Raw genomic sequence first — 10,237 nt, 5'->3', positions numbered from 1 at the left:
GGCCGATGCACGGCTACCGTCGGCCGCCGCCTGACCCTTGCCCACATGCCAAAGCTCTAGCGACCAAGGATCGCTAGAAGGCGTGCCGCTGGCCCTTCGCGGCACGGGCGTCGACGACGAGGACGCCTTCCGCGGTGAGGCGGCGGATCTGCTCGACGGCGATGTGTGGGGCCGGGGTGCCGGTGGTGCGCAGGACCCGGTGCCACGGCAGGTCGGCGCCGTCGGTCGAGAGAACCGTCCCGACGACGCGGGCCGAGCGCTCGCCCGCCGCCGCGGCCACGTCCCCGTAGCTGCACCAGCGACCCTCGGGGATCGAGGCGACGATCTCCCGGATCCGCTCGTGCCGGGCCTCGTCCACACCGGCGATCCTGCCAGCCGGGCGGCCGCGGGACGTGACTGTCGGGGGGTCGTGGTTCCCTCGGGGGCATGACGACGGGTGCTCGGGCTGCGGACGCGCCGCGGCTGCTGCGCGCGGCCACCCGGCTGCCGGCCGACCTCGTGCTGGACCCCCCGGCGCAGCGCGTGCTGGAGCACGACGCCGGGTTCCTGCGCCTGCTCGGCGGCCCCGGGACCGGGAAGACCACGCTGCTGGCCGAGCGGGTCGCGCGGCTGCTGCACGCCGACCAGGACGCTCGCTCGCTGGTGCTGGTGGGCGACCGGCGGTCCGCGGCCGCGCTGCGCGAGCGCATCTCGGCCCGTCGGCGGGTCCTCGACGGCGCCGTCGGCGGCACGCTGACCGCCGCGCGGGAGCCGTTGGTGCGCAGCGTGCACTCCTACGCGTTCGCGGTGCTGCGCCGCCACGCCGCCCGCCGCGAGGAGGCCCCACCGCGGCTGCTGCCGGGTGCCCAGCAGGACGCGATGGTGCGCGAGCTGCTCGCCGGGGAGGCCGCCGGCGCGGGCCGCGGCTCGGGCTGGCCCGCCCGGCTGGTGCCCGCGCTCGAGGCCCCGGCGTTCGCCGCCGAGGTCCGCGACCTGCTCCTGCGGGCCGCCGAGCGGGGGCTCGGCCCGCGCGAGCTGCGGGCGTTGGGCAAGGAGCACGACGTCGCCGTCTGGGTGGCCGCGGCGCGCTTCTACCAGACCTTCGAGGAGGTCACGCTGCTGCGCGCGGCCGCCGGATCGGCGAACCCCCTCGCGTCCGCGCCTCCCCTGGACGCGGCCGAACTGGTCGCGGCGGTGCTCGACGCGTTCGCCACCGACCCCGGGCTGCTCGCGAGCGAGCGGGAGCACGTGCGCCACCTCGTGGTGGACGACGCGCAGGACATGGATCCCCAGCAGCTCGAGCTCGCCCGCACGCTCGGCGCCACGGCCGACGGCTGGGTGCTCGCCGGGGACCCGGACTCCTCGGTGCTCGGCTTCCGGGGCGCCGCGCCGGAGCTGCTGCGCGACGCCGACCCCGGCGGCCGCGCGACGGCGGTCCTCACCCTCGACCATCGGGGCTCGCCGGCGGTCCGCGCCGCCGTGGCCCGGGCCGTCGAACCGCTGCGCGGCACCGGGCCGGCGCGGTCGCGCACCGGGCCGCCGGACGCGCCCGACGAGGGCGGCGCCGCCACGGTGTCGGTCTTCCCGACGCCAGGTCGCCAGGCGGCGTGGGTGGCCGACACGCTGCGGCGGGCCCACCTGGTCGACGGCGTGCCCTGGTCGCGGCTCGCCGTCGTCGTGCGCTCCGTGCCGCTCTCGCTGCCGCCGCTGCGGCGCGCGCTGCTCGCCGCCGGTGTGCCCCTCGCGGTGCCCGCCGACGACACCCCGCTCGCGGCGCTCCCCGCCGTCGCCCCGTTGCTGACCCTGCTGCGCTGCGCCGCGACGGCGGCCACCGCCCCGCCCCCCGACGCGATCGGCGCCGACACCGCGCTCGCCCTGCTCGCGTCCCCGCTCGGCGGCGCGGAACCCCTCGGGCTCCGGCGGCTGCGCCGTGGGCTCCTGCGGCTGCACGAGGCGTGTGGTGGGGGCGCCGAGCGCTCCAGCGATGAGCTCATCGTCGACGTGCTCGTCGACCACCTGGCCGGGCGCCCGGACCGCCTGACGCTGATCCCGGACGCGGACGCCGCCCCGCTGCGCCGGGTCGCCGGCCTGCTCGGCGCTGCGGTCGAGGCGATCCGCGCCGGTGAGAGCGTGGCGGACGTGGTGTGGGCGGTCTGGTCGGCGAGCGGCTTGCAGTCCCGGTGGGTGGCCACCAGCGAGCGGGGCGGTGTCACGGGGGCGCAGGCCGACCGGGACCTCGACGCCGTCGTTGCCCTCGTCGAGCGTGCCGGCCGGTTCGTCGAGGACCTGCCGGGCGGCACCGTCGCGGGCTTCGTCAGCCAGGTCGACGAGCAGCGGTTCGCCACCGACGGGCTCGCGCCCCGCACCCCGGACGGCGAGGCGGTCGCCCTCCTGACCGCGCACGCCGCACGCGGACGGGAATGGGACGTGGTGGTCGTCCCCGACGTCCAGGAGGGCGTGTGGCCCGACCTGCGGCGGCGCGGCACCCTGCTCGGCGTCGAGCGGATGGTCGACGTGCTCGCGGGCGTCCCGGACGACCCGGCGCTGTCCTCCCGGGTGCCGCTGCTCGACGAGGAGCGCCGGCTCTTCGCGGTCGCGCTCTCCCGGGCGCGGCGCGCCGTGCACGTGGGCGCGGTCGAGTCCGAGGACGTGACGCCGTCGCGGTTCCTCGACGACGTCGCCGCCGACCCGGCCGGGCTCGACGACGACGCCGGCCGCTTCCGCGGCCGCCCGCGGCGGGCGCTCGTGCTCGCCGAGCTGGTCGGTGACCTGAGGCGTGCCGTGACCGCTCCCGGCACCGCCCCGGACCGTCGGGCCCGCGCCGCCACCCAGCTCGCGCGGCTGGCCGAGGCCGGGGTCCCGGGGGCCGACCCCGACGACTGGTACGGCCTGCTCGAGGTGTCCACCACCGAGCCACTGCGGCCGCCGGGGTCGCGGATCACGGTGAGCCCGAGCGCGGTCGAGACGATCCTGACGTGCCCGCTGCGCTGGGCGCTGCAGACCCACGGCGGGGACGACTCCGACTCGCTGGCCTCGGTCACCGGCTCCCTGGTGCACGCGCTGGTGCAGCGCGCCGCCGAGGGGGCGGGGGAGACGGAGCTGGACGAGGCGCTCGACGTCGCATGGGCCTCGGTGGACGCGGGTGCGCCGTGGTTCTCGCGGCGCGAGCTCGCGAACTGCCGGCGCATGCTGCGGTCGTTCCTCGCGTGGCGGGACGGGTCGCGGCGCGACCTCACCGAGCAGGCCGTCGAGGAGCAGGTGACCGCGCGGCTCGAGGGGCCGGGAGCCGACGTCGCGATCCGGGGACGGGTGGACCGGCTCGAGATCGACGCGCGGGGCCGGCCGGTCATCGTCGACGTCAAGACCGGCAAGTCGCCGGTCTCGGCGGCGAAGGCGGCCGAGCATCCCCAGCTGGCCGTGTACCAGCTGGCGGTGGCGCTCGGCGCGTTCGCGGAGCGGCTCGCGTCGCCGCCTGCCTCGCAGGGCTCCGCGGCCGCATCGGTGCCCGGCGGGGCGCGGCTGGTCTACCTGCAGCGCGACGGCGCGAAGGCCAAGGAGCGCGCGCAGACCCCGCTCGACGAGGACGGTGTCGAGCACTGGCGCGAGCAGGTCGCGGCGGCGGCGCGCATGACGGAGGGGCCGGTGTTCGTCGGGCAGGAGAACGACGCGTGCCCCCGCTGTCCGGTGCGCACGGCGTGCCCGGTGCACTCGTCGGGGAGGCAGGTTCCGTGACTGGGGTGTTGGCCGCCACCGAGCGGATCGATCCCGCGGAGCTCGCCGAACGGCTCGGGCTGCGCCGGCCCACCGACGAGCAGGCCGAGGTGATCGCGGCGCCGTTCGCGTCGGCGCTGGTCACCGCCGGCGCCGGTTCCGGCAAGACCGAGACGATGGCCGCGCGTGTCGTGTGGCTGGTGGCCAACGGGATCGTCACCCCCGACCAGGTGCTCGGGCTGACGTTTACGCGCAAGGCGGCGGGGCAGCTCGCGGACCGCATCCGCCGCCGCCTGCGCCGCCTCGCGGGCGATCCGCTGCTCGACGAGCTGGACCCCAGCGGGGAGCGGCGGGTCCTCGTGCGGACCCTCGAGCCGACGGTGTCGACGTATCACGCGTACGCCGGACGGCTGCTCACCGAGCACGGCCTGCGTCTCCCCACCGACCCCGGGGCCCGGCTGCTGTCGCCGACCGCGTCCTGGCAGCTCGCCCACCGGGTGGTGTCGTCGTGGACGCGGGACCTCGAGACCTCGCTCGTGCCCACCAGCGTCACCGGCTACGTCCTCGCGTTGGCGGGCGAGCTGGGGGAGCACCTCGCCGAGCCCGAGGCACTGCGCGAGCACGCCGAGATCCTGACGCGGGTGATCGAGTCGGCGCCCCCCGCGAAGGGGCAGCGGCCGGGGCTGCCGCAGGCGCTGGCGAGGATCGTCGAGCGCCAGCGGTTCCGCGTGGCGCTGCTGCCGCTGGTCGAGGAGCTGGCCGCCCGCAAGCGGACCGAGCGCTGCCTGGACTTCGCCGACCAGATGGCCGCGGCCGCCCGCCTCGCCGACCAGCACCCGGAGGTCGGGCAGGCCGAGCGGTCCGCGTTCCGGGCGGTACTGCTCGACGAGTACCAGGACACCGGGCACGCCCAGCGGATCATGCTGCGGGCGCTCTTCGGCGGCGATGAACAGACCGCGGTGACGGCCGTCGGGGACCCGTTCCAGTCGATCTACGGTTGGCGGGGGGCGAGCGCGGCCAACCTGCCCCGGTTCGTCACCGACTTCCCGCGTCCCGACGCCGACGGTGAATGGGTCGCCGCCCGACGGTTCGGGCTGCTCACCAGCTTCCGCAACCCGCCCGAGGTGCTGGCCCTCGCCAACGGCGTGGTGGAGCCGCTGCGCGAACCCCGCGCACTCGACGCCGTCGGGGAGCTGCGGGCGTTCGCCGGCGCGCCACCCGGTGACGTGCACGTGGCCCTGCACGAGGACGTGGTGGCCGAGCGCGCCTGGCTCGCCGACGGCATCGCCGACCGCTGGCGGGCGGCGCTGGACCGCGACGAGCCGCCACCCACGAGCGCCGTGCTGGTCCGGCGCCGCGCGGACATGACCGAGATCGCGGCCGCACTGCGCGCCCGGGACCTCCCCGTCGAGGTCGTCGGGCTGGGTGGCCTGCTGGACGAGCCCGAGGTCCGTGACCTCGTCTCGGCGCTGCGCCTGGTGGTCGACCCGCTCGCGGGGGGCGCGGCGGTGCGGCTGCTGACGGGGGCGCGCTGGCGCGTCGGCGGCGCGGACCTCGCCGCGCTCTGGCGGCGCGCGCGGGAGCTCGCGGCGCCCCCGGTCCCGGAATCGGCGCCGACGGCGGGCGCGCCCGACCCGATCGCCGACGCGCTGCCGGGTGAGCACGCCGAGCGGGCCGGGCTGGTCGACGCCCTCGACGATCCCGGCCCGCCGGAGCGCTACTCGCCGGCCGGCTACGCGCGCCTGCGGCGCCTGGCCCGCGAGCTGGTCGGGCTGCGGCGTCGGGTGACGGCGCCGTTGGTGGACCTCGTCGCCGACGTGGAGCGGACGCTGCTGCTCGACGTCGAGGCGGCGTCGCGGCCCGGGGAGGTCGGGCGGGCGCACCTGGACGCGTTCGCCGACGTCGTCGCCGACTTCGCCGGCGGAGCAACGGCCTCCGGGGGCACCGCCACCCCGACGGCGCTGCTGGCCTACCTCGACGCCGCTGAGGAGGCCGAGGACGGGCTAACCCCGGGCGAGGTCGACTCGACGGCGGGCGCCGACCCGGCGCTCGGCGGGGCCCGCGTGCAGGTGCTCACCGTGCACGCCGCGAAGGGTCTGGAGTGGGAGGTCGTCGCGGTGCCCCACGTCTGCGCGAAGACCTTCCCGGGTCCGAAGCTGTCCGGGTCGTGGCTGACGAGCATCGCCTCGCTCCCCGCCGAGCTGCGCGGCGACCGGCCCGACCTCCCGGCCCTCGATGTCACCGGTGTCACCGACCGCAAGGAGCTCGCCGAGCGCCTCGAGCGCCACGAGCAGGAGTTCGAGGATCGGCGGCTCGTCGAGGAGCGCCGGTTGTTCTACGTCGCGCTCACCCGCGCCGAGCGCACCCTGCTGGTGTCGGGGCACTGGTGGGGCGAGACCGGGGAGAAGCCCCGGGGTCCCTCGGAGCTGCTCACCGAGGTCGGGGAGGTCGCGGGGCGTGGCGGGGTCACCGTGGACGCCTGGGCCGAGGCGCCCGAGGACGGGGCAGCGAACCCGCTCGCCGAGGTCGAGCGCACGCAGGAGTGGCCGGTCGATCCGCTCGGGGTGCGGCGGGAGGCGGTCGAGGCTGGTGCGGCGCTGGTCCGGGCGGCCCGGGAGCGGCAGGTCCAGGACGAGACCGAGGTCGAGGCGGGGGCGGAGGTGGCGGCGGACCCCGACGGGTGGGCCACCGACGTCGACGTGCTCCTCGCCGAGCGTGCCGCCGCTCGCGAGCGCCACGCCCGCGTGCTCCTGCCCCCCCAGCTCTCGGTGAGCCAGCTGGTCGACCTCGCGGCGGACCCCGCCGCGCTCGCCCGTCGCCTGCGCCGTCCCGTCCCGCGCCCGCCCGACCCCCGCGCCCGCCGCGGGACGGAGTTCCACGCCTGGGTCGAGCGCTGGTTCGCCAAGACCGAGCTGCTCGAGTTCGACGAGCTGCCCGGCGCCGCTGACGAGGACCCCGGCACCGACGATCCGGCCTCGGCCGACCTCACCGAGCTGCAGGAGCGGTTCACGGCGAGCCGGTGGGCGACGCGCACCCCGGTCGCGGTCGAGGTGCCGTTCGAGACCGAGGTCGAGGGCACGCTGGTCCGGGGCCGGATCGACGCGGTGTTCGCCGACCCCGACGGCGGCGCCACCGTGGTCGACTGGAAGACCGGTGCGCCGCCCGCACCGGAGGCCATGCCGGCGCTCTCGGTGCAGCTCGCCGCGTACCGGCTCGCGTGGGCGGCGCTCTCCGGCACGCCGGTCGAGCGGGTGCGCGCGGCGCTGCACTACGTCCGGGCCGACCGCACCGTCACCCCGTCGGACCTCCTCGACGCCGGCGGCCTGCGTGCCCTGGTCGCGTCGGTGCCCGTCGAGGTCCGCGAGCCCGAGGGCGACGACGTGGTCGTGCACCGCGGCCCGCCCGCGCCCTGGTCCGAGGACGACGCCGACCCCGACCACACCGGCTTCGACGACGGCGACCGCGACCCCCGCTGAGCTCGGCCCCACCTCGGGGCCGACCGTACCGGCGAGGGGCGCCCACGGCCGATCTAGTCGACCGGAGGTGCCCTTCGCTCGAAACAGGCCCCCGAGTGGGCGGAGGATGTGGGGGTGAGCAACGTCGAGACGGCGCCGGACGAAGTGGTGTGCGGCGAGGAGCCCCGCGAGGCGGCCGTGGAGATCCTGACGCCGCGGGCGGTCCCGCTCGGCGGGCCCCGGGCCATGACCGTGCGGCGCACCCTGCCCCAGCGGCAGCGCTCACTCATCGGCGCCTGGTGCTTCCTCGACCACTACGGCCCCGACGGCGTCGCGGCCACCGGCGGCATGGACGTACCCCCGCACCCGCACACCGGCCTGGCCACGGTGAGCTGGCTGTTCACCGGCGAGGTCGAGCACCGCGACAGCCACGGCGTGCATGCGATCGTGCGCCCCGGCGAGCTCAACCTCATGACCGGCGGGCACGGCGTCGCGCACTCGGAGGTCTCGACGCCCGGGACGACGACGCTGCACGGCGCCCAGCTCTGGCTCGCTCTCCCCGACGCTCACCGCGACACCCCGCGCTCGTTCGCCCACCACGCCCCGGAGTCGGTCCACGTCCCCGGCGCCGTGATCCGGGTGTTCCTCGGGACCCTCGCCGGCTCCACCAGCCCGGTCGAGACCTTCTCGCCGCTGCTCGGCGCCGAGCTCGTCCTCGAGCCGCACGCCACCCTCGCCCTCGACGTGGATCCTGCCTTCGAGCACGGCGTCCTCGTCGACACCGGCGCCGTCCGCGTCGACACCCCCGACACCCCCGACACCCCCGACACCCCCACCGACGTCGCCGCCGCCGAGCTGGCCTACGTCGCCCCGGGACACGCCCGCCTCGGGCTCTCCAACGCCACCGACGCCCCGGCCCGGCTCCTGTTGCTCGGCGGGACGCCCTTCGGCGAGCAGATCGTCATGTGGTGGAACTTCGTCGGCCGCACCCACGACGAGATCGTCGCGTTCCGCTCCGCGTGGGAGGACGACCCCGAGGGTCGGTACGGGCACGTCGAGGGCTACGTCGGCACGGACGGCGGCACCGCCCGCCTCCACGCGCCCGCGCTCCCGAACGCGCGCATCCGACCCCGCGGCTGACGCTCGGTGATCGCCTCTTCTCACGCTGGGTGAGCGATCGCGGACAAATCCCGGTCTTGCGTCACTCAGAGTGGTAACTCTACGGTCACTTGCATCGCGCCTCACCCGGAAGCGTTGCAGCTGATCACGGAGTGTCAAGATGACTGAGCTCGCCGGCCCCGTCTCCGAGACCACGTCGACCCGGGAGATCGCCGACCTGCGCAGAGCCGTGTCCGGACCCGTGTGGGACCCGGGGGACGTCGACGTCGTCGCCGAGCTCGCCGGCTTCAACCTCGCACCCCGCCACGAGCCGGTCGCCGTCGTGGGCGCGACGAGCGCCGACGACGTCGCGGCCGCGGTGCGCTGGGCCCGCGCCCGGGGCGTCGGCGTCGGCGTCATCGCCACCGGTCACGCGGACTTCTCCCACCGCGGGGTGCTCGTCGTGTCCACCAAGCGGCTCGACCGCTGCGACGTCGATCCGGTCGCGCGCACCGTCACCGTCGGCGCGGGCGTCAAGTGGGCGCGCGTCCTCGAGGCCGCCGCCCCACACGGGCTCTCGGCCGTCACCGGGTCGTCGTCGGACGTCGGCGTGGTCGGCTTCTCCACCGGCGGCGGCATCGGCCCGGTCGTGAGCCGCTACGGCTACGGCTGCGACCGCGTCCGGCACATGCGCGTGGTCACCGGCGACGGACAGAGCCGCGAGGTCTCCCCGACCCAGGACCCCGAGCTCTTCCACGCGATGCTCGGCGGGAAGGACGCCGCGGGGATCGTCGTCGAGATGACCGTCGAGCTCGTCGAGATGACGCGCTTCTACGGCGGGGCGATCTTCTTCGACGCGGCGGACGCAGCCGCCGTCATGCACGCGTGGCGGCAGTGGCAGCCGACCCTGAGGGAGAACACCACCACCTCGATCGCGATCCTGCGCATGCCCGACATGGAGGCCGTCCCGCCGCCGCTGCGCGGGCGCACCGTCGTCCACCTGCGCGTCGCCCACCTGGGCCCCGAGATCGAGGGCCTCGAGGTCGTGCGCCCCATGCGCCTCGTCGCCACCCCGATCATGGACATGGTCGAGGAGATGCCGGCCGTCGCGATGGACGCCGTGCACTGCGACCCGACCGACCCGCTGCCGGCCTGGGCCACCGGCGGGTTCCTGCAGTCCGTCGACGCGGGCACGATCGACGCCCTGCTCGAGGCGGCGGGCCCCCAGCACGAGCTGCCGCTGATCATGGTGGAGCTGCGGGCGATCGGTGGCGCGGGGATGCGCGGCACCGCCGGGTGCATGCCGCGGGCACCCTACCTCCTCGGCATCGTGGCGCCGATGGTGCCGCCGCTGGAGCAGGTCGTCCCGGCCGTGGCCCACGGCATCGTCGACGCCCTGGCGCCGTGGTCGGACGGCTCCGTGCCGGTCAACTTCGCGTCCCCGCAGACGATCGCGGCGCGCCCCGGCGCCTGCTGGAGCGACGAGGCGCGGGCGGGCCTGATCGACGTGTCCCGGCGGGTCGACCCGGACGGCGTCCTCGGTGGTCGCCGCCTCGGGCTGCGCTGAGGGAGGCGGGCACCGTGCGCGGGCCCGGGTGGACCGTCGAGGCGCTCCTGACCCTCGATGCCGTCGTCGACGGCCCGGTCCACCCGCCCTTCAGCGCCGACGCGGCCACCGAGCTCGTCCTCGAGACGCCGCCGACGGTGCGCACGCTGCGTCGGCTCGTCGCCGTGGTCGGGGCCACCGGCACCGCGGACGTCGTCCGCGTCGTCGCGTGGGCGGCCGAGCACGACATCGACGTCGTGGTCCTCGGGGTGGGCGGGGGGCACGCAGCCCGCTCCGGGGACCGTCCGGTCGTCGCGATCTCGCTCTCGCGCGCCGACCGCACCATGGCCGATCCCGTCGCGGGCACGGTCCGGGCCGGGGTCGGCGCGGCGTGGGCGGCCGTGCACCGGGCCGCGGCGGGCGCCGTCCCGCGCCCCTGCGCGGCGCT

Annotated in this window: 6 protein-coding genes; 5 read left to right on the top strand and 1 reads right to left on the bottom strand. The window is 76.8% G+C overall.

Features of this window, described 5'->3' with window-relative positions:
- Positions 1-73: 73 nt before the first annotated feature.
- Positions 74-358 carry an MGMT family protein gene (locus tag VGH76_RS14195; protein WP_331557332.1) on the bottom strand — a complete coding sequence of 95 codons (285 nt, stop codon included), beginning with the start codon at positions 356-358 and terminating at the stop codon, positions 74-76.
- Positions 359-426: 68 nt separating this feature from the next.
- Between VGH76_RS14195 and VGH76_RS14190 the strand changes: the two genes are divergently transcribed.
- The 5 genes from VGH76_RS14190 to VGH76_RS14170 form a co-directional block, all read left to right on the top strand.
- On the top strand, positions 427-3,711 hold the full coding sequence (locus VGH76_RS14190) for an ATP-dependent DNA helicase (RefSeq protein WP_331557331.1): 3,285 nt from the start codon (positions 427-429) through the stop codon (positions 3,709-3,711).
- Complete coding sequence (locus tag VGH76_RS14185; RefSeq protein WP_414637725.1) at positions 3,708-7,166, top strand: ATP-dependent helicase; 3,459 nt, start codon at positions 3,708-3,710, stop codon at positions 7,164-7,166. Before VGH76_RS14190 ends, VGH76_RS14185 begins: the two co-directional genes overlap by 4 nt.
- 114 nt (positions 7,167-7,280) lie before the next feature.
- Entirely contained in the window at positions 7,281-8,285 is a 1,005-nt protein-coding gene (locus tag VGH76_RS14180) for a pirin family protein (RefSeq protein ID WP_331557330.1), read from the top strand.
- Between the two features lie 139 nt (positions 8,286-8,424).
- The gene (locus VGH76_RS14175; protein ID WP_331557328.1) at positions 8,425-9,810 is read left to right on the top strand and encodes an FAD-binding oxidoreductase; all 1,386 of its coding nucleotides are present in this window, start codon (positions 8,425-8,427) and stop codon (positions 9,808-9,810) included.
- Between the two features lie 14 nt (positions 9,811-9,824).
- Positions 9,825-10,237 (top strand): FAD-binding protein (locus tag VGH76_RS14170; protein WP_331557327.1); only part of this gene is annotated, 413 nt, incomplete at its 3' end.

Source organism: Actinomycetospora sp. (assembly GCF_036497585.1).
Taxonomy (GTDB): domain Bacteria; phylum Actinomycetota; class Actinomycetes; order Mycobacteriales; family Pseudonocardiaceae; genus Actinomycetospora.
Note: the sequence above shows the minus strand (reverse complement) of the source record. Positions and strands in the feature narration are given on the sequence as shown.

Excerpts from the sequence above, each read along its gene's own strand:
- VGH76_RS14190 (WP_331557331.1), top strand. The coding sequence starts at position 427 with ATGACGACGGGTGCTCGGGCTGCGGACGCGCCGCGGCTGCTGCGCGCG.
- VGH76_RS14175 (WP_331557328.1), top strand. The coding sequence starts at position 8,425 with ATGACTGAGCTCGCCGGCCCCGTCTCCGAGACCACGTCGACCCGGGAG.